We start from the raw sequence: 19,012 nt of genomic DNA, 5'->3' as shown, positions 1-19,012 counted from the left end.
GTGCCTGATCACGGCAGTGCCCTGCGCCTTCGCCGGTACGGCTTCAAGGACGCCCCTGAGACACGCACTTGCGTGTCGTGGCGATGGCATCGCCATCTTGCCCTCCTCCCCCGCGCCTTGTCGCCATGCAGCGTTGCCGGCCATCTCCGGTGATGCCCCGAAGGTGATCGCCAACGTGGCGATCGTCATGGCCTGCAGACGCACCGGGTGCACGCCGGGCGGCTGCCTTGCAACGAGATAGGCAGGATGAACAGAATCTACCGATTGGTACGGGATCCCGTGAGTGGACGCTGCGTGGTTGCGTCCGAATTTGCCCAGCGGCGCGGCACGCACTCAGGCGTGACCGCCACGCGTGGCGGTGGCCTGCCGACACGGCTGGCGCTGTGCGTCGCGCTGCTGGCGGCGCTGCCCGCCGCTGCGGTGGAGTACACCACCCCGATCACGGTCAATGCCGGCGACGCGTTCGATCTGGCCCGTGGTGACAGCGTAATCCACGCCGGCAGCAGCTATGCCGTCACGGTGCAGGGCCAGGATGCCGCGCTGACCAGTACCGACCTGGACCTACGCGTGACCGCCAATGGCAGCGGCATCGGCGCCATGTCCGGCGGCAGTGCAGTGATCAACGGCGGGCACCTGCAGTTGGGCGATGGCAGCGCCAGCGTTGGCTATGCGCTCAACGCCAGCGGTGCCGGCAGCGTCATCCGCGCCGACAACCTGGTCATCGATGCCTACCGCAACGGCTCGGGCTACGGCACGGTCAATGCCACCGGCGGCGGCAAAGTCTGGCTGACCGGCGGCCACGTGAGCAGTGCTGGCCATGCGCTTTACGCCACCGGGAGTGGCAGTGAACTGCATGTTGTCGGCACGGGTATCGACAGCGGCGCCAACAGTGCCGTGCAGGCGGCATCCGGCGCGCTGTTGTCGATGGAATCACTGCAGCTGACCTTTGCGCCAGGCAACAACGGCTTCAGCGGGCGCCTCTCCTCCAGTGATACTGGCAGCGTGCTGTCGCTGACCGATGTCGATGTCACCAACGGCTACTTCGATATCAGCAGCGGCGGCCTGCTGCGCATGAGCGGGGGCAGCGCCACCACGACGGGTGGCAGTATCCGTCTACTGGGCAACAAGACCAATCGGCTGTACGCAACTGCCGACGTGACCGGGGGCCGTTTCGAGACGACCGGTGGTTACGGCGTCAACATCAACGACTGGGGCCGGCTGACCGCCAACGGGGCGCATTTCACTGTGCGTGACGGGCAATCCGGACTGTGGTTGTCCAGCTCGGCGTCGCTGGCAGATCTGACCGATACCGTGATCAGCACGTACGGCACCAATGGCTATGGCCATGGCATCGATGTCTGGGGCGGCACTGCAACGATCAACGGCGGCAGCATCGACACCCATGGCGACGGTGTGTACGGACTCCGCGCGTCGGGCAGCAACCCACCAACGCCGTACTCCCGTATCCGCGCCAATGGACTGGATATCACCACCTACGGCAATGGCGGTGGCGGTGTGTTCCTGGGCGGCAGTACCGCAGACGTTCAAATGGACGGCGGCCACATCAACGTGCTGGGCGATGCGTCGTTCGGCATCGTGCAGATGAATACTGCGGTACTCACCGCAGACAACGTCGCGGTCCATGCGCAGGGAGCCGGTTCCGGTGTCTACCGCTCCTACATCACGGTGTTCGGTCCGTACTGGAACCGGCTGGCATTCAACAACAGCCAGCTGCAGACTGAGGACGGACCGGCGTTGTGGCTGCAGGGCAGCAATCAGGATCTCACCCTCACCAATACGGATGTGATCGCGCGCCAGGCCGGTGCGGTGGAAGGCGGCCGCCTGCTGCGTGTCAGCGACACCGTGTTCACCGATGGCAGCTCGGTGGCGACCTCCGACATCCTGTTCACCGCTGACAACAGCCGCCTGACCGGCGATGTGGTCGTGGACAGCGCCACCGCCAACGTACGGATGGCCCTGGGCAACGGCAGCGTGCTTAGCGGCGCACTGCGCAGCGACAGCGGCTTCCACGTGGCCTCGCTGTCACTGGATGACAGCAGCCGCTGGAACCTGCGTGGCGACTCCACCGTGGGCACGCTGCAGCATGCCGGTACCATCGCGTTCGTCGCGCCCACGCAGGACGACTTCAAGACGCTGACCATCACTGGCGACTACCTCGGCAACGGCGGCACCTGGGTGATGAACCGCCAGCTTGGCGATGACAACTCCCGTGGCGATGCGCTGGTGATCCAGGGCAACAGCAGCGGCACCGCCAACGTGAGGGTCGACAACGCAGGCGGTGCAGGTGCACTGACCAGCGAAGGCATCCGCCTGATCAGCGTGGCCGGCCAGTCGGAGGCGCAGTTCACCCTGCAGGGCCGCGCGGTTGCAGGTGCGTACGACTACTTCCTGTACAAGGGGGGCGTGGCCGATCCGGATGACGGCAATTGGTACCTGCGCTCGGTGTATGTACCGCCCGTTGATCCGGTTGATCCGGTTGATCCGGTCGATCCGGTCGATCCGGTTGATCCGGTCGATCCGGTTGATCCGGTTGATCCGGTTGATCCGGCGAATCCCCTTGCACCAGTGGATCCCGTGGATCCAGCACGCCCTGATCCGGTTGACCCGGGGACACCACCTGCACTGAAGGTGGAACGTCCGGAGCCCGCCGTCTATCTCGCCAACCAATCCACCGCGCTGCGCATGTTCCAGCACAGTCTGCATGATCGTGCGGGTGATCCCATGCGCGTCCCATCCGACGACTCCCCCGGCGCGCTCGCCTGGGCAAACGTGCGCAGCAGCACCATGGATCGCCACGCTGCGGGGGAGCAGGTGCGCGTGGACAGCCGCGTGGACAGCGTGATGATGGGCGTTGGACATGCTCTTGCCGAAACCGCGGGTGGCCAGCTGCAGGTTGGGTTGATGGGTGGACATGGCCGCGCCACCAATGACGCCACCTCGCGGGTGACCGGCTACACCGCGCGCGGCGTAGTGTCCGGTACCAGCCTGGGCCTCTACGGCACTTGGCTGCAGGAGGCCGGCATCCTTCCCGGTGCGTATGTGGACAGCTGGTTGCAGTACGCCCATTTCCGCAACCGCGTGCAGGGCCAGGGCCTGGCCGAGCAACGGTACCGCTCACGCAGCTGGAGTGGCTCTGTGGAAGGCGGCTATACCCTGCCATTGCACAGCAATGGGCAGCGGGGTGTATATCTGGAACCGCAGCTGCAGGTGATCCACAACCACTACAACGCCGATGAGGTCGTCGAGAACAATGGCACGGTCGTGGAAAGCCGCCGCGTGGGTGGCACCAGCACCCGGCTCGGCGCGCGCCTGTATACCCGCGCGCTGACCCGGAAGCAGGGTCAAGTACATCCCTTCGTCGCGGTGAACTGGTGGTCGGGCGGCAATGCGTCGGCGATCGCGGTGGACGGCGAAGCGATCCGTCGTGATCTGCCTGACGACCTGTACGAGGCCAAGGCCGGCGTGCAGGTCAACCTGTCCGGGGGCTGGCGTGGTTGGGGCCAGATCAGCCACCAGACCGGCAGCCAGGGCTATCGCGATACCAGCGCACAGCTGGGTGTTTCCTTGAACTGGTAACGGCTTGCCCGCTTCCGGTCATGTGACCGGAAGCGGGCAGCGCACCGTTTGGGGGCCGCTGGGGAGTTCTGTCCCGGCGATGCGGCCCGGCCGCGCCTCCAGGCGCAGGACGCTACGCGACATCCGGCGTGGCGGGCGATGGAAGCAGCAGTCGGTTCGTCAGCCAATAGGCGGTCACCAAACCCGCCAGCGTCAACACGCAGGCCGCGGTGATCGGCAGCGTCCCATTCGCGCTCAGTGTCCAGTACAGCACCTGCAAGGCGCTGTGCGTCCGCTCATCCGCGGAATAAGGATCCGGACTGAGCAGCAGGACGATGATCTCCAGCCCCAGCACCCAGGTGCTGTAAAGCAACGGCACAGCGGCGGTGGCCAGCCCCAGCCGGATGCACCAGGCAAGCAGGCGCGTGCGCGCCGGAACAGCCGGGATGGCAGGCGGTAGCGGGCGACTGTTGTAGCGCAGACACGCGGCCTTGGCGACACTGGCCAACCACCACGACGCGCCGGCCAGCAGGAGCGCGATCGCGGTGATCACCTGGGTGCCGGAGGTCAATCGCTCATGGAGAAAACGCAACGTGGCGTCGGCCATGGGTCGCTGATCGATCAGGATGGCTATGTAAGCGTATCTGTGCGCATCCGGCTGCACGGCGAAGGCGAGCAGCACCGCCAGCACCGCGATGGCGCTGCAGACCAGAACGGCGGTAACCAGCAGGAACTGGGAGAGCACGCTGCGTGCAGATTCGCGGGGTAGATCGGTCATGGAGCGGCGTCCGTGTCGGGGCCACAGTATCGGTTGTGCGCAGCGGGTGTGGAAGGCGACGTGGCACTTGTGCAGTGCGGTTGACGTGCTCAGGCGAGACGGTTCCACGTTGTCACAAGGTCATGGGGACAGCGTGGAGGAATGAACACCCACTTTTTCCACACGCCATGTGGAACGACACATGCAAATCATGTGGATAAGCGGCGGCGAGCCGTTTGCCAGAAGGCTTTGCGGTGCATGGTGAATTTTTATCCAGATACCCATCGCGGTTTTCCACACACTCCGTGGAAAGCGATGGGGGTTTGCTGTGGACAACCCTGTGTGAGCGATGCACTGCAACGGTTTTCAGTGGTGGTCAGAAATTGTCCATCTCGCTTGCGGGCGGGTCAGATGGGTTGCCGGCCAGCGGCCGGCACTACCGCGCGCGGGTTTTCCACATGGTGCGTGGAGAGGCGTGGGGGTTTGTTGTGGACAAGTCAGGCGGAGGCATACCAGGCAAGCATTTCGATGGCTGGTCATTTTTTATCCAGCCTGTTCATGGCGTGGAAGGCGCTTCCCCCGAACGCAAACGCCCCGCTCAAGGCGGGGCGTTGCGGACCTCAACGTGCGATGGAATCAGACGTTGAAGCGGAAGTGCAGGATGTCGCCTTCCTGGACACGGTATTCCTTGCCTTCCAGGCGCAGACGACCCGCTTCCTTGGCACCGGCCTCGCCCTTGTACTTGATGAAGTCGTCATACGCGATGGTTTCGGCGCGGATGAAGCCCTTCTCGAAGTCGGTGTGGATGACGGCCGCGGCCTGCGGGGCGGTGGCGCCCTTGCGCACGGTCCAGGCGCGGACTTCCTTCACGCCAGCGGTGAAATAGGTCTGCAGGCCCAGCAGCTGGTACGCGGCGTAGATCACGCGGTTCAAGCCCGGCTCGGACAGGCCCAGGTCGGCCAGGAAGGTGTCGCGGTCTTCGTCGTCGAGCTGGGACAGCTCTTCTTCGATCGCAGCCGAGACCGGCACCACCTGCGCGCCCTCTTCGGCGGCACGGGCGCGCACGGCATCCAGATGCGGGTTGTTCTCGAAACCGTCTTCCAGCACGTTGGCGATGTACATCACCGGCTTGAGGGTCAGCAGGAACAGGTCACGGACCAGCGCCTTCTCTTCCTCGTCCAGGCCGGCGGTGCGACCCGCCTTGCCGTCGGCCAGCGCGGCCTGCAGCTTGGCCAGCACCGGCTTGCGGGCTGCGGCTTCCTTGTCGCCCCCCTTGGCAGCGCGCTCGGCGCGGTTCAGCGCCTTCTCGACGCTGTCCAGATCGGCCAGGGCCAGTTCGGTATCGATGGTGTCGATATCCGAGAGCGGGTCGACCTTGTTGTTGACGTGGATGACGTCGGCATTCTCAAAGCAGCGCACCACGTGGGTGATCGCATCCACTTCGCGGATGTGGGCCAGGAACTTGTTGCCCAGGCCTTCACCACTGGCCGCGCCGGCGACGAGGCCGGCGATGTCCACGAACTCCACGGCGGTCGGGATGACCTTCTGCGGGTTGATGATGGCCGCCAGCTCGTTCAGGCGCGGATCCGGCACCGGCACGATGCCGACGTTCGGTTCAATCGTGCAGAACGGGAAGTTGGCCGCCGCGATGCCCGCCTTGGTCAGCGCATTGAACAGGGTCGATTTGCCGACGTTGGGCAGACCGACGATGCCGCATTTGATACCCATCTTTGACAACCTCTGGGGTGAAAGTGATTGGGGAAACAGCGACGTTCGGCGCTGCTTTTCCAATCATTTTCCGTAGCGACCAACGGTCGGTACCTACCGGTAACGTCAGTCACCGGTTACGTTATTTCGGGGTGTGCAGCCGCTTCATCGCTTCGCTGAAATCGCCCTTCACTGCCAGCGGCAGGACGTCGATCGCATCGTTGACGGCATGACCGATCAGCACATCATCGTCTTTGCTGGCACGCCCCAGCACCCACGGGACCACGCGGTCCTTGTGGCCGGGATGGCCGATGCCGATGCGCAGGCGGTGGAATCTGCCATGGCCGAGCAGACGGATGGTGTCGCGCAGGCCGTTCTGGCCGCCGTGGCCACCGTCGAACTTGAGCCGTGCCACGCCGGGCGGCAGGTCCAGCTCGTCATGCGCCAGCAGCGTTTCTTCCGGTTCGATCTTCCAGAAGCGCTGCGCCGCGGTGACCGATTTGCCACTGAGGTTCATGAAGGTGGCGGGCTTGAGCAGCCATACCGGCTGGCCGGCGATATCGACCTTGGCGGTCTCGCCGAACAACTTGCTGTCCACGCTCCAGCGCGCGCCGGCCTGTTCAACCAAGGCGTCAATGAAACGAAACCCGGCATTGTGCCGGGTCTGGGCGTGCTCGGGTCCGGGGTTGCCCAGACCAACGATCAATCGCAATCCTGTCATTACTCTTCTTCGTCGGTACCCGCCCTGTGCCGGTACATACAGAAACGGCGCCTGCCCCGAAGGACAGGCGCCGCAATCACTTACTCTGCAGCCGGCGCTTCGTCGGCAGCTTCTTCCTTGCCGAGCTTGGCGGTGACGATCGCATCGTCATGGTCCTTGCCCTGGGCCAGCGCCGGGATCTCGACGCCCTTCGGCAGCTTGATGTCCGACAGGTAGATCACGTCACCAGCCTTCAGGTCGGCCAGGTCGACGTCGATCGATTCCGGCAGGTCCTTCGGCAGGCAGGTGATGCTGACTTCCTTCAGTTCGTGGGTGACCACGACGTCGGCAGCCTTGCCAGCCGGCGAGGTGTCTTCGTTGATGAAGTGCAGCGGGACGTTGGCGGTCAGCGCTTCGTTCTCGTTCACGCGCAGGAAATCCAGATGCAGGATCAGCTGCTTGAACGGGTGGCGCTGCATGTCACGCAGCAGCACCTTGGTGACCTTGCCGTCCAGGTTCAGGTCCAGGATGGACGAGTAGAACCACTCGTTCTGCTGGGCCAGCCAGATTTCGTTGTGGTTGAGCTGGATGACGCTCGGCTCGACGTCGCCGCCGTAGATGATCGCCGGGATCTGGCCAGCGCCACGCAGGCGGCGGCTCGCACCCTTGCCTTGCAGTTCGCGCTGGACGACCTTGATTTCATGATTCTTGGCCATGCTGATTTACTACCTTCGTTGTTTGCCGCGCCATGATGGCGAGGCGATGAGGGGAGATCCGCGACCAGATCTCCCCGGGAAACCACCCACCGTTGCCGGTGGGCGGAAAAATCAATCCACGTACAGCGAGCTGACCGACTCACCGAAGGCGATGCGGCGCATCGTCTCGGCCAGCATTTCCGCCACGCTGAGCTGGCGGATCTTGCTGCACACCCGCGCCTCTTCACGCAGCGGGATGGTGTCGGTCACCACCAGCTCATCGAGCTGGGAGTTGTTGATGTTGTCCACCGCCGGGCCCGAGAGCACGGCGTGGGTGCAGTACGCGGCGACCTTGAGGGCGCCACGCGCCTTCAGGGCTGCAGCGGCCGCACACAGGGTGCCGGCGGTATCGACGATGTCATCGACCATCACGCAGGTCTTGCCTTCGACGTCACCGATGATGTTCATCACGGTGGAGACGTTGGCGCGCGGGCGGCGCTTGTCGATGATCGCCAGATCGGCATCGTCCAGGCGCTTGGCGACGGCGCGCGCGCGCACCACACCACCCACGTCCGGGGACACCACGATCAGGTTTTCCGTGCCGTAGGCGCGCCAGATATCGGCGAGCAGCAGCGGCGAGGCGTATACGTTGTCCACCGGCATGTCGAAGAAGCCCTGGATCTGATCGGCATGCAGATCCACCGTCAGTACCCGGTCAGCCCCGACAGCGCTGAACATCTTTGCGGCGACCTTGGCGGTGATCGGCACGCGCGAGGAACGCATGCGGCGATCCTGGCGCGAGTAGCCGAAATACGGCACCACGGCGGTGACACTGTTGACCGAAGCGCGCTTGAGCGCATCGATCAGGACCAGCAGTTCCATCAGGTTCTCTGCGCTGGGTGCACAGGTCGGCTGGATCACGAACACGTCCTGCTTACGGACGTTTTCCTCGATCTCGACCTGCACTTCACCATCGGAGAAGCGCGACACCAATGCCTTGCCAGGCCGCACCCCCAGTTCCTTGCAGATGCTCTGCGCAAGGCGCTTGTTGGCGTTGCCGGAAAATACCAGCAGGTTGGGGTGTTCTTGCATCATGACGGTCTCGGGCGGGAGCGATTGGCGGAGAACTGGGCCGCCGGCACCCGGAGGTGTCTGCGGTGACAACACCGCGGCGTATGCACCGCGCCCGCGCAGACATGCGCATGGAGTCGCGGCAGATATCCGCTAGTGGCAGGGGCGGGAGGATTCGAACCTCCGAATGCCAGGATCAAAACCTGGTGCCTTGGGCCTCTTGGCGACGCCCCTGCATCAAAATCAGTAACGCTCGAGTACATCAAGCAGTGGCGAGCGCTCCACGCCCGCAGCCACCCATGCCCGCAGTTCCTTCGGCAATTGCGCCAGGCCCTGCTCTGCAGCAGCGCGCGTGGCGAACTCGACGAAACAACCGCTTCCCGACCCGGTGAGTCGTGCCCGGCCGATACTGCTCAACGCTGCGAGCGCTGCCTCTACGGCAGGTTCGCGGCGGCGCAGGACCGGCTCGAACGCATTCCCGAGCAAAGACCCGGAAGCGAAGTCCGCTATTTTCGCCACTGGGGCATCCCGCGTCAAATCCGGTGATGCGAAAAGTGCGGGAGTCGGCACGTGAACGCCGGGATGGACCAGCACAAACCAGGCCGGCGGCAGTGCGATCGGGGTCAGCAGTTCGCCCACGCCCTCGGCCCAGGCGTTGTGCCCGCGCACGAAGACCGGCACATCCGCGCCCAGCTGCAGACCCAGCGCGGCCAGCGCATCGACCTCCAGACCGGCGCCCCACAGGCGGTTCAGCGCGACCAGGACGGTGGCGGCATCGGAGGACCCGCCGCCGAAGCCACCGCCCGCCGGCACGCACTTTTCGACGCCGATATCGGCACCTTGGCCGATGTTCGCCGCAGCCTTCAACAGGTGCGCGGCGCGGATCGCCAGATCGTCGGCCTCGGCAACGCCAGCCACGGAGGTGCCCTCACGGCGGATCCGGCCGTCGTCGCGGACACGCAGATGGATCCGATCACCCCAATCGAGCAGCCGGAACACGGTCTGCAGCTGGTGATAACCGTCCGGGCGCCGGCCGGTGATGTGGAGGAACAGATTCAGCTTGGCCGGGGCCGGCCAGGTCGACCCGCCGTCGACTCCATCCAACCTGCTCATGGCGTGGCCAGTACCCAGCTGTCGACCACCAGGCGCACCTTCGCGTCGCCTTTGACCGCTTCGATCCGGCGCGGCAGCACCGGGCGACCGGCTTCGGCCGGGTACCAATCCAGGTACTGGATCTCCCAGCCCAGCTGCTGCACGCGACGCGGGCGGCCTTCGCCGTCGCGCTCGACCAACTCGGCCGGGGCAGCATCGGCGACCAGACCGCGCACCCAATCCGGCAGCTGGTTGACCGGGATGTCCCAGCCGGTGGCCTCCAGCAGGACCTGCTGGGCATCCTCGCCTTCGCGCGTGCCGCCTTCCAGACCTTCCAGGCGGCCGCCCTCGTGATGGCTGTCGCCGGTCAGCTTCCAGCTCTGCCGGGTGACCGGCGCGCTGAGCTCGACCACATAGCCGGCCGCCTGCTGCTGCCAGTCGATGCGGCCGCTGCCGCCATTGCGGCCTTTGCTGATCGCCACCCGCCCCTGGAACGACCAGGCCGGCTGCGCCCGCACGGCCGCGATGCGCTCGGCCTCGGCCTGTTGCGCAGCGGCCGATACCGCGGCGACCACGGTCGGGGCGGACGGCGCCTTGCGCTCATCCAGCGACACGCAGGCGGAGAGCGACAACGCCACGGCCGCGGCGAACGCGGCCTTCAGGGACAGCAGATTCATACGCCGTATTTCTCGATCACGCGCTGCAGGGCGCGGTTGTCCGGGTCCAGCTTGCGAGCCTCTTCAAAGAAGTGGCGCGCCTCGTCCTTCTTGTTCAACACCCACAGCACCTCGCCCACATGCGCGGCGATCTCCGCATCCTTGGCCAGGGTCCAGGCGCGGCGCAGCTGCACCAGTGCTTCTTCGTTGCGGCCCAGGCGATACAGCACCCAGCCGTAACTGTCGACGATGGCGGCGTTGTCCGGCTCGGCCACGCGCGCGCGGTCGATCAGTTCCAAGGCTTCCTGATAACGCTGCGTGCGGTCGGCCAGGGTATAGCCGAGCGCGTTGAGCGCGGCGATGTTCTCCGGATCGGTGACCAGCACCTTGCGCAGGTCGGCCTCGGCGCGCGGGATGTCGTCGCGACGCTCCCAGGCCAGCGCGCGGGCATACAGCAGCGCGTTTTCGTCCGGATACGCGGCCAGGCCACGGGCCAGCGCGTCCAGCTCACCGGCATCGTCGTTGCCGCGCTGGCGCAGCTCGGCCTCGAGCAGGTAGGCATCGCGGCGGGCATCGTCATCGACGGTGGCATCGGACTGGATGGCGTGCACTTCGGCCAGCGCCTTGTCGGTGCGGCCCAGTTCGTTCTGCGCATTGGCCGCGCGCAGGCGCGATTCATCGCGCTCCGGGCCTCCGGGCACGCTGTGATACCAGTTCACCGCTTCCTCGTAGCGCTTGAGGTACTCGGCGATCTTGCCCAGCAGCAGGCGCTGGGCCGGATCCGGCTTGGTCGCCTGCCCGGAGAGTTCGGTATACAGGGCCAGCAGGCCCGGGTCGTCCTTCTGCTTGGCCAGCAGCGAGGCGCGCATGCCGTAGGTCTGCACATCCTGCGGGCCGACCGCCAGCACGCGCTCGGCCGCAGCAGGCTGGCCCATCAGGTCGTAGGAGATCGCCACCGCGTTGCGCAGCTCGGGGTCCTGCGTGGTCTTGGGCTCCACGCCCTTCAACAGGGCCAGCGCCTCATCGGACTTGCCGGCCTGGGTGAGCTGACTGGCGTGCAGCAGGGCCACGCGCGGCTCATCCGGGAAGCGCTTGACCACCTCATCCACCATGCGCCGGGCCAGCTCGGGCTGCTCCATGCGCATGGCCAGGCGACCGAACTCCTGCCAGACCTCCAGGCGGTCGGGGATGGCATTGGCATCCACCAGCTCGCCCAGCACCTGGGCCGGAACCTTGGGATCGCTGCCGCCGCTGATCAGGGCGCCGATCGCAAACTTCCAGGCGGTGGGATCCGGGTCCTTGAGCAGCGCCTGCAGTTCGGTGCGGGCGGCCTTCACCTTGTTCTGGCGCATGTCCAGCGCGGCGGTGCTGCTGCGCATGGCCAGTGAGCGCGGCGCTCGCTGCTCCCACAGGGCCAGCGCGCGGGCCGCGCGCTTGTCATCGTTGGCCAGCATGGCGATCCGGGAGGCGCGCTCGGCCAGGCCGGCATCGCCTTCACTGGCCTCGGCCGCCTCCAGGTACCAGCGCGCGGCGTCGCCCAGTTTGCCGGCCTGCAGGGCGAATTCGCCCGCCATGACCGGGGCCAGGGGGACCGCCTCGGCCGTGCTGTTCTTGGCCTTCGCCGGGGCTGCCGGGGGGGCGGCCAGGGCGTTGGCGGTGAACAACGACAGCAGCAGAACGCTGGAGATGCGAATCAATGCGGGCATCGGGGGCATCTGAGCCTTAAAATGACGACTTGAATGGCCAGCAGCTTATCGCAAGCAACTGAACAATGACCCTGTGGGTGCTCGGACTGAATCACCAGACCGCGCCAGTGGAACTGCGCGAACGCGCCTCCTTTGGCGGCGACGCCCTGCCCCAGGCATTGGCGTCGCTGCGCGATACGCCACAGGTGGCCGAGGCGGTCCTGCTCTCCACCTGCAACCGCACCGAGCTGTACGCGGTGGCCGAATCCGGTGACGCGCTGGCGCAGTGGCTGGAGTCACATGCCGGCACCTTGCATGGGTACCTCTACCAGCACGCCGACGCCGATGCGGTGCGCCACCTGTTCCGGGTGGCCACCGGGCTGGATTCAATGGTGCTGGGCGAGCCGCAGATCCTGGGCCAGGTGAAGGATGCCTGGGCCCTGGCGCGCGATCACGGCCTGCTCGGCCAGCGCCTGGACCGGCTGTTCCAGCAGACTTTCTCTGTGGCCAAGCGCGCCCGCACCGATACCCGCGTGGGCGCCAACCCGGTGTCGGTGGCCTCCACTGCGGTGCGCCTGGCGCAGAACTCGTTCGCGCGGCTGGAAGATTCCACCGTGCTGCTGGTCGGCGCCGGCGAGACCATCGAGCTGGCCGCGCGCCATCTCAGCGAAGGGCGCGTGCGGCGGCTGCTGATCGCCAACCGCACCCTGGCCCATGCGCAGGAGCTGGCCAGCCGTCATGGCGGCGTCGCCCTGCCCCTGAGTGAGCTGGACCGTCATCTGGGCGAGGCCGACGTGGTGTTCTCGGCCACCGCCGCGCGTGAGCCGGTGATCACCCGCGCGCACGTGGCCGCCGCACTGAAAACCCGCAAGCACAAGCCGATGCTGCTGTTCGATCTGGCCGTGCCCCGCGATATCGAGGCCGGCGTGGGCGAACTGGCCGACGCCTTCCTGTACACCGTGGATGATCTGGAGCGCGCGGTCGAAGACAACCGCCGCAGCCGCCGGGAAGCCGCGGCCGAGGCCGAAGCGATCATCGAGCTGCAGGTCGCCCGCTTCGTGGAAACGCTGCAGGCCAGCGTGCACCAGGCCCCGCTGCGGCAACTGCGCGCCTATGGCGAAGCGACCCGCGTGGAGATGCTGGAGAAAGCCCGCCAGCAGCTCGCCCACGGCAAATCACCGGAAGAGGTGCTCGAGCTGCTCGCGCACGGCCTGACCAACCGCCTGCTGCACCCGCCGACCGCCGCCCTGCGCGCGGCCGCGCTCAGCGGCGATACTGAACTCACCCGCGCCGCCGAGCGCCTGTTCCCGGCCAAGCCGGGTTACCAGCACCCTGCCGTGCGTACCGATGTAGCGAGGAATGATGACGCCGACCCTGCGCCGTAAGCTGGAAGCGCTGGCCGAGCGCCGCGAAGAACTGGAACGCCTGTTGTCCGACCCGGCCGTGGTCGGGGACAACGACCGTTTCCGCGCGCTGTCGCGCGAGTTCTCGCAGCTGGAGCCGGTCGCCAACGCGCTGGCCGACGAAGCCCGTGCCAAGGCCGATCTCGCCGCCGCCGAAGCGATGCGCGAGGACCCTGACCTGCGCGAACTGGCCGACGAGGAAATCATCGCCGCGCAGCAGCGCCTGCAGCAGCTGGACGAAGCACTGGCCCTGCTGCTGGTGCCGCGCGATCCGCGCGATGACGGCAACCTGTTCCTGGAAGTGCGAGCCGGTACCGGCGGTGACGAGGCGGCGATCTTCGCCGGCGATCTGTTCCGCATGTACGCCCGCTATGCCGAGCGCCAGGGCTGGAAGGTCGAGATCGAATCGGACAACCCGGGCGAACATGGCGGCTACAAGGAAGTGGTGGCGCGCGTGGTCGGCCGTGGCGCGTTCTCGCGGCTGAAGTTCGAATCGGGCACGCACCGCGTGCAGCGCGTGCCGGCGACCGAGTCACAGGGCCGCATCCATACCTCGGCCGCAACGGTGGCGATCATTCCCGAGGCGGATGACGTCGAGGACGTGGTGATCAACCCGGCCGATCTGCGTGTGGACACCTACCGTTCCTCCGGCGCCGGTGGCCAGCACGTCAACAAGACCGAATCGGCGATCCGCATCACCCATCTGCCCACCGGCGTGGTGGTGGAATGCCAGACCGAGCGCAGCCAGCACGCCAACCGCGACAAGGCGATGAAACGCCTCAAAGCGCAGCTGCTCGATACCGAGCGCAGCAAGCAGGCCGCCGCCCAGGCCGAAAGCCGCCGGCTGCAGGTCGGCAGTGGCGACCGCAGCCAGCGCATCCGTACCTACAGCTTCCCGCAGGGCCGGATCACCGACCACCGCGTGGAAGGGCTGACCCTGTACGACCTGCCCAACATCCTGACCGGCGATCTCGATGCGCTGGTCAGCCGCCTGACCCACGAACACCAGGCCGACGAGCTGGCCCGGCTCGCGGAAGGCAGCTGAGCATGCCCGCCCGGGCGCGGCAGCGATGAGTGCCGATCCGCAGCGCCTGCAGTTGCGCCAGGCGGTGCAGCGGCAACCGACCGATTTCATTGCGTGGGTAATGCTGGCCGACGCGGAGCTGGAAGCCGGCGATGTGCGTGCCGGCGAACAGGCCGCCACCCGTGCGCTGCAGCTGCGCGGCGACCACCCCGAGGCCCTGGCCCGGCTGGGTCGCGCACGCTGGATGCAGGGCCGCCATGGCGAGGCCGCCACACTGCTGCGCCAGGCGGCGGATCGCGCGCCCCAGCACCCCGGCATCACCCTGTGGCTCGGCCACGCACTGGAAGATGCGGGGCAACCGGAGGCGGCGGCGGATGCGTATCGCCATGCACACCGTCTGCTGCCGGGCGAGCCCTACATCACTGCGCAGCTGCTCAACTGGCAGCGCCGACTGTGCGATTGGCGGGATCTGGAGCGGTTGTCGGCGCGGGTGCGCCAGGCCGTCGCGCAGGGCCAGGCGGTGGTCGAGCCGTTCGCCTTCCTCAGCGAAGACAGCAGCGCCGCCGAGCAGCTGGCCTGCGCCGGCCAGCGCGCGGCGGCGCTGGCCGAAGGCATCCCGCGGTTGCCGCCGGCCACGGTGCGCCCGCACGGCACGCTGCGGGCCGGCTTCCTCTCCAACGGCTTCGGCGCGCATCCCACCGGCCTGCTGACCGTCGCCCTGTTCGAACAGCTGCGCGCGCTGGGCATGCTGGACCTGCATCTGTTCGCGCTCAGCGCGGATGACGGCAGCAGCATCCGCCAGCGTCTGCAGCAGGCCGCCCACACGCTGCACGATGTCAGCGCGCAGCCGCATCAGGTGATCGCCCGACGCATCCGCGAGGCCGGCATCGACGTGCTGTTCGATCTGCGCGGCTGGGGCGGTGGCGGCACCCCGCAGGTGCTGGCGATGCGCCCGGCCCCGGTGCAGATCAACTGGCTGGCCTACCCGGGCACCTCCGGCGCGCCCTGGATCGATCATGTGCTGGCCGATGCCTTCGTGCTGCCCGACGCGCTGGCACCGGCGTTCAGTGAGAACGTGCGGCGCCTGCCGCGTGCGTTCCAGCCCTCGGACAACACCCGCGTGCTGGAGCCGGTGCCCTCGCGCGAGGACTGCGGCCTGCCCGCGCAGGGCGTGGTGCTGTGCTGCTTCAACAACAGCTACAAGCTCAATCCGCGCAGCATGCAGCGGCTGTTCGCAGTGCTGCACGGCGTGCCCGGCAGCGTGCTGTGGCTGCTCTCCGGCCCGGGCAACGCCGACGCGCGCCTGCGCAGCGCCGCACGCCAGGCGCAGCTGGATCCGGCGCGGCTGGTGTTCATGCCGCGCCTGCCCCACCCGCAATACCTGGCGCGTTACCAGCACGCCGACCTGTTCCTGGACACGCACCCGTACAACGCCCACACCACCGCCTCCGATGCGCTGTGGGCCGGCTGCCCGGTGCTGACCTGCCCGGGCACAACGTTCGCCTCGCGGGTGGCCGGCAGCCTCAATCATCACCTGGGCATGCATGCGTTCAACGTGGCCGATGACGCGGCGTTCGTGGCCACCGCCATCCAGCTGGGCAACGACCCGGCTGCACTGCAGGCGGCGCGTGCCACGCTGGCGCAACGGCGCGAGGCCAGCGGCCTGTTCGACATGGCCGGTTTCGCGCGCGACCTCACCGAGGTGATCCAAACGCTCGCGCGCGAACGCGGCTGGCAGGGCCCACACATCGCCTGAGCATCGGCTGCGCTAGGCTCGGGCTTCCCTGTGAATCACCGAGGCACGCCGATGGGCAAGCTCAAGCGCAAGGACTACCAGGCCCTGCTGGAACCAATGCAACTGGAACTGGCGGCGATGGCGCGCTGGGTGCAGCACACCGGGCAGCGCGTGCTGGTGCTGTTCGAAGGCCGCGACACGGCCGGCAAGGGCGGTGCGATCCAGGCGATCGCCGAGCATCTCAATCCGCGCCAGTGCAAGGTGGTCGCGCTGCCCAAGCCAACCGATCGCGAAAGCACGCAGTGGTATTTCCAGCGCTATGTCTCGCACCTGCCGGCGGCGGGCGAGATCGTGCTGATGGACCGCAGCTGGTACAACCGCGCCGGCGTCGAGCATGTGATGGGCTATTGCACCGAGGCGCAGTACCGCAGCTTCCTGGCGCAGACGCCGGTGTTCGAGAAGCTGCTGATCGACGATGGCATCGTGCTGTTCAAGTACTGGCTCAGCGTGGACCAGGCACAACAGGAAAAGCGCTTCGCCGAGCGCCACCTCGATCCGCTCAAGGGCTGGAAGCTGTCGCCGGTGGACCTGAAGTCACGCAGCAAGTACAGCGCCTATACCGAGAGCCGCGAAGCGATGCTGCGCGCGACGCATAACGATGATGCCCCGTGGACGCTGGTGGACTTCAACGACCAGAAGCGCGGGCGGCTGGGCCTGATCCGCAACCTGCTCGACCGCCTGCCCGATACCCGCGTGGACGAACCCGTGCTGGCGCTGCCGCCGTTGAAGGGCAAGCTGCACAAGGAGCACTTCGGCGTGCTGAAGCCGATCGAACCCTTCGTGACCACGTAGATCCACGCCATGCGGGGATGCTTTGCTGCACTCGGTACCCACGCACGGCGTGGGTCTACCGCGCGCAGCGGGGCAAAGGCGTGCCGGCTATCCACCGGCACGCCCGTCAGGCTCAGCCTTCCTTGATCCGCGCTTCGATGTCGTGCGCGGTGACCGGGCCAAGGAACTCCTTGGCGACCTTGCCATCCGGCGCGATCAGGTAGGTCATCGGCAGGCCGCGCGGGATCGCGAAGTCTTCCGGCGGGTTGTAGGTGTCCACGATCACGATCGGATAGGTGACCGGGCGCTTCTCAAGGAACGCCTTCATCTCGGCCGGTTCGATGTCCTCGAAGGCCAGCCCGACCACTTCGATCTCATTGCGCATCGCGTGCAGCGCCGAGAGCTCGGGCATTTCCTTGCGGCACGGGGCGCACCAGGTTGCCCAGAAGTTCACCACCACCCACTTGCCGCGGTGCGCGGCCAGATCGTAGTCGGTGCCGTCCAGCGCCTTGGCTTTCAGCGTCGGCTGTTCGACGGTCTTGCGCTCGGTGGCCGGCACGGCTTCGGTCGGCGGCGCGGCGGGCGCGTTGATCGGGGCCGGGGCGGCAGGCGCAGTGGCCTCGCTCTGTGCGGCGGGCTTGTTGCAGGCGGCCAGCGTGAGCAGGCCCAGGGCCAGCAGCAGGGGCTTGGCGGTCATGGTTTGTCTCCGGGGGTCGAGTAGATGTCGCTGACGCGGCGTTTGAGCAGTTCGCGCAGCGGCAGGCGCAAGGTGTCCAGCGCGGCCACCGAGGCCGTGCCGAGGCTGTCGTCGCGATACGGCAGGTAGGCTTCCTTGATCGGGATCCGCATCTGCGTGGTCTCGTACAGGTCGGCCAGGGTGAGTTTGTCCAGGTCGCGCGCGAGCAGCCATTCGCCCTGCTCGTCGCGGCGCACCACGCGGATCGCTTCCAGATCGCAGAGCAGCGTCTGCAGCAGCGAATCGGTCAGCATAGGCTCCAACCGCAGGATCTCGTCGTCATCCAGGCTGCGCCCTTCGGTACGCGCCTGGTGGAAGCGGCCGATCAAGCGCAGCAGGCCATAGATCTCATACCCCACCGGCAGGCGCAGGTCGGCCGGCTGGTAGCGGAACGCGGCGATCGAGGAGGCGAGCGATGCACCGAGCAGCACCGAGACCCAGCACAGGTAGATCCACAGCAGCAGGATCGGCACGAAGGCGACCGTGCCGTAAAGCTTCTGATAGGACTGGAAGCTGCCCAGGTAGGCGCCCATGCCCCACTTCACCAGCTCCAGCATGATCGCGGCCAGGATCGCGCCGGGGACGGCATGGCGCCATTTGACCGTGTGGTGCGGCACCACGCGATACACCAGCATGATGCAGACGAACTCGATCAGGATCGGCGCGACCGTCAGTGAGACGTTGGCCAGCCAGCGGCCCTCGCTGGTGCCGAACAGCGGCAGCGCGAACACCCGCGCCGAGACCGCGAGCGAGGCGGCGGCAAGCATCGCGCCAAGCGTGAGCACGGTCCAGTACACGAGAAAGCGGGTCAGCTTCGGCCGGGTCGAACTCACCCGCCAGATCTGGTTGAAGGTTTCCTCCACGCTGTTGAGCGTGATCAGCAGCGACACCACCAGGGCGATGAAGCCGGCGGCGGTCAGCTGCCCGGCGCTGGCTGAGAACTGTCGCAGGTAGCCTTCGGCGGCGCGCGCGGCGTTGGGCACGAAGTTGGAGAACACGTAGTCGCTGAGGGTGTCGCTCCAGCGGTCGAACACCGGGAACGCCGAGAGCACTCCGAACACCACGATGGCCAGCGGCACCAGCGCGAACACCGTGGTGTAGGCCAGCGAGGCGGCCGCCTGGAACAGGCGGTCATCCAGAAAGCGGCGCCACAGGAAGCGGCCGAAGCTGATCGTGCGCGCGCGGTCCCGCACGCGTTCGATCCACAGGTTGATCGTATCGAGAGGTTCCATCGGCGCAAGGGTACCCGATGACGGGTGTGGGGCATGCACGCCGGCTCACAGTGCCCGGCCTCGCCCTGAGCGGGCTGCGTTGCCATACTGCCGGCATCGGACGCAATGAGAT

Annotated in this window: 15 protein-coding genes and 1 tRNA gene; 5 read left to right on the top strand and 11 right to left on the bottom strand. The window is 66.9% G+C overall.

Annotated features, from left to right (window positions below; all coding sequences use genetic code 11):
- The first annotated feature begins 246 nt into the window (after positions 1-246).
- Positions 247-3,597: an autotransporter outer membrane beta-barrel domain-containing protein gene (locus tag ABE463_RS04700; protein ID WP_346467403.1), complete on the top strand. Its 3,351-nt coding sequence runs from the start codon at positions 247-249 to the stop codon at positions 3,595-3,597.
- A 112-nt stretch (positions 3,598-3,709) separates the two neighbouring features.
- Here ABE463_RS04700 and ABE463_RS04695 read toward each other — a convergent pair whose 3' ends face one another.
- From ABE463_RS04695 to ABE463_RS04655, 9 genes are all read right to left on the bottom strand, one after another.
- Positions 3,710-4,354, bottom strand: coding sequence for a hypothetical protein (locus ABE463_RS04695; RefSeq protein WP_259262128.1), 645 nt, complete (start codon positions 4,352-4,354; stop codon positions 3,710-3,712).
- 615 nt (positions 4,355-4,969) lie between these two features.
- Positions 4,970-6,061: a redox-regulated ATPase YchF gene (gene ychF, locus ABE463_RS04690; RefSeq protein WP_088434937.1), complete on the bottom strand. Its 1,092-nt coding sequence runs from the start codon at positions 6,059-6,061 to the stop codon at positions 4,970-4,972.
- A gap of 121 nt (positions 6,062-6,182) precedes the next feature.
- Positions 6,183-6,761 carry an aminoacyl-tRNA hydrolase gene (pth, locus tag ABE463_RS04685; RefSeq protein WP_121044551.1) on the bottom strand — a complete coding sequence of 193 codons (579 nt, stop codon included), beginning with the start codon at positions 6,759-6,761 and terminating at the stop codon, positions 6,183-6,185.
- Between the two features lie 80 nt (positions 6,762-6,841).
- The gene (locus tag ABE463_RS04680; RefSeq protein ID WP_102789571.1) at positions 6,842-7,456 is read right to left on the bottom strand and encodes a 50S ribosomal protein L25/general stress protein Ctc; all 615 of its coding nucleotides are present in this window, start codon (positions 7,454-7,456) and stop codon (positions 6,842-6,844) included.
- 111 nt (positions 7,457-7,567) lie between these two features.
- Complete coding sequence (locus tag ABE463_RS04675) at positions 7,568-8,527, bottom strand: ribose-phosphate diphosphokinase (protein ID WP_026070235.1); 960 nt, start codon at positions 8,525-8,527, stop codon at positions 7,568-7,570.
- A 136-nt stretch (positions 8,528-8,663) separates the two neighbouring features.
- Positions 8,664-8,740 (bottom strand) — tRNA-Gln (locus ABE463_RS04670).
- A gap of 9 nt (positions 8,741-8,749) precedes the next feature.
- On the bottom strand, positions 8,750-9,619 hold the full coding sequence (gene ispE / locus ABE463_RS04665) for a 4-(cytidine 5'-diphospho)-2-C-methyl-D-erythritol kinase (protein ID WP_259262131.1): 870 nt from the start codon (positions 9,617-9,619) through the stop codon (positions 8,750-8,752).
- A complete protein-coding gene (lolB, locus tag ABE463_RS04660) occupies positions 9,616-10,275 on the bottom strand; it encodes a lipoprotein insertase outer membrane protein LolB (protein ID WP_259262132.1) in 660 nt (219 codons plus the stop codon). The genes ispE and lolB overlap by 4 nt, the downstream gene beginning before the upstream one ends.
- On the bottom strand, positions 10,272-11,960 hold the full coding sequence (locus ABE463_RS04655; protein WP_259262133.1) for a tetratricopeptide repeat protein: 1,689 nt from the start codon (positions 11,958-11,960) through the stop codon (positions 10,272-10,274). Before ABE463_RS04655 ends, lolB begins: the two co-directional genes overlap by 4 nt.
- Positions 11,961-12,025: 65 nt before the next feature.
- On the opposite strand from ABE463_RS04655, the gene hemA reads away from it, so the two are divergent.
- From hemA to ppk2, 4 genes are read left to right on the top strand one after another with little or no spacing between them, the layout of a single operon-like run.
- Entirely contained in the window at positions 12,026-13,324 is a 1,299-nt protein-coding gene (hemA, locus tag ABE463_RS04650; protein WP_019186102.1) for a glutamyl-tRNA reductase, read from the top strand.
- Positions 13,302-14,387: a peptide chain release factor 1 gene (prfA, locus tag ABE463_RS04645; RefSeq protein ID WP_259262134.1), complete on the top strand. Its 1,086-nt coding sequence runs from the start codon at positions 13,302-13,304 to the stop codon at positions 14,385-14,387. The genes hemA and prfA overlap by 23 nt, the downstream gene beginning before the upstream one ends.
- A gap of 25 nt (positions 14,388-14,412) precedes the next feature.
- Positions 14,413-16,122, top strand: a complete 1,710-nt coding sequence (locus tag ABE463_RS04640; protein WP_346467402.1) for a tetratricopeptide repeat protein — start codon at positions 14,413-14,415, stop codon at positions 16,120-16,122.
- A 51-nt stretch (positions 16,123-16,173) separates the two neighbouring features.
- A complete protein-coding gene (gene ppk2 / locus ABE463_RS04635) occupies positions 16,174-16,953 on the top strand; it encodes a polyphosphate kinase 2 (RefSeq protein WP_123728431.1) in 780 nt (259 codons plus the stop codon).
- A 112-nt stretch (positions 16,954-17,065) separates the two neighbouring features.
- On the opposite strand, the gene ABE463_RS04630 is transcribed toward ppk2, so the two are convergent.
- Both ABE463_RS04630 and ABE463_RS04625 read right to left on the bottom strand, forming a co-directional pair.
- Entirely contained in the window at positions 17,066-17,629 is a 564-nt protein-coding gene (locus tag ABE463_RS04630; RefSeq protein ID WP_346467401.1) for a TlpA disulfide reductase family protein, read from the bottom strand.
- Complete coding sequence (locus ABE463_RS04625; protein WP_259262138.1) at positions 17,626-18,900, bottom strand: YihY family inner membrane protein; 1,275 nt, start codon at positions 18,898-18,900, stop codon at positions 17,626-17,628. Before ABE463_RS04625 ends, ABE463_RS04630 begins: the two co-directional genes overlap by 4 nt.
- Positions 18,901-19,012: the final 112 nt, after the last annotated feature.

Origin of the sequence: Stenotrophomonas sp. TWI819 (assembly GCF_039673075.1) — a bacterium.
GTDB classification, from domain to species: Bacteria; Pseudomonadota; Gammaproteobacteria; order Xanthomonadales; family Xanthomonadaceae; genus Stenotrophomonas; species Stenotrophomonas rhizophila_B.
This window is presented reverse-complemented; position numbering and strand designations above follow the sequence as displayed.

Bases quoted from the DNA above. Each gene is read 5' to 3' on its own strand.
- ABE463_RS04700 (WP_346467403.1), top strand. From the start codon at position 247: ATGAACAGAATCTACCGATTGGTACGGGATCCCGTGAGTGGACGCTGC.
- ABE463_RS04695 (WP_259262128.1), bottom strand. From the start codon at position 4,354: ATGACCGATCTACCCCGCGAATCTGCACGCAGCGTGCTCTCCCAGTTC.
- ychF (WP_088434937.1), bottom strand. From the start codon at position 6,061: ATGGGTATCAAATGCGGCATCGTCGGTCTGCCCAACGTCGGCAAATCG.
- pth (WP_121044551.1), bottom strand. From the start codon at position 6,761: ATGACAGGATTGCGATTGATCGTTGGTCTGGGCAACCCCGGACCCGAG.
- ABE463_RS04680 (WP_102789571.1), bottom strand. From the start codon at position 7,456: ATGGCCAAGAATCATGAAATCAAGGTCGTCCAGCGCGAACTGCAAGGC.
- ABE463_RS04675 (WP_026070235.1), bottom strand. From the start codon at position 8,527: ATGCAAGAACACCCCAACCTGCTGGTATTTTCCGGCAACGCCAACAAG.
- ispE (WP_259262131.1), bottom strand. From the start codon at position 9,619: ATGAGCAGGTTGGATGGAGTCGACGGCGGGTCGACCTGGCCGGCCCCG.
- lolB (WP_259262132.1), bottom strand. From the start codon at position 10,275: ATGAATCTGCTGTCCCTGAAGGCCGCGTTCGCCGCGGCCGTGGCGTTG.
- ABE463_RS04655 (WP_259262133.1), bottom strand. From the start codon at position 11,960: ATGCCCGCATTGATTCGCATCTCCAGCGTTCTGCTGCTGTCGTTGTTC.
- hemA (WP_019186102.1), top strand. From the start codon at position 12,026: ATGACCCTGTGGGTGCTCGGACTGAATCACCAGACCGCGCCAGTGGAA.
- prfA (WP_259262134.1), top strand. From the start codon at position 13,302: ATGACGCCGACCCTGCGCCGTAAGCTGGAAGCGCTGGCCGAGCGCCGC.
- ABE463_RS04640 (WP_346467402.1), top strand. From the start codon at position 14,413: ATGAGTGCCGATCCGCAGCGCCTGCAGTTGCGCCAGGCGGTGCAGCGG.
- ppk2 (WP_123728431.1), top strand. From the start codon at position 16,174: ATGGGCAAGCTCAAGCGCAAGGACTACCAGGCCCTGCTGGAACCAATG.
- ABE463_RS04630 (WP_346467401.1), bottom strand. From the start codon at position 17,629: ATGACCGCCAAGCCCCTGCTGCTGGCCCTGGGCCTGCTCACGCTGGCC.
- ABE463_RS04625 (WP_259262138.1), bottom strand. From the start codon at position 18,900: ATGGAACCTCTCGATACGATCAACCTGTGGATCGAACGCGTGCGGGAC.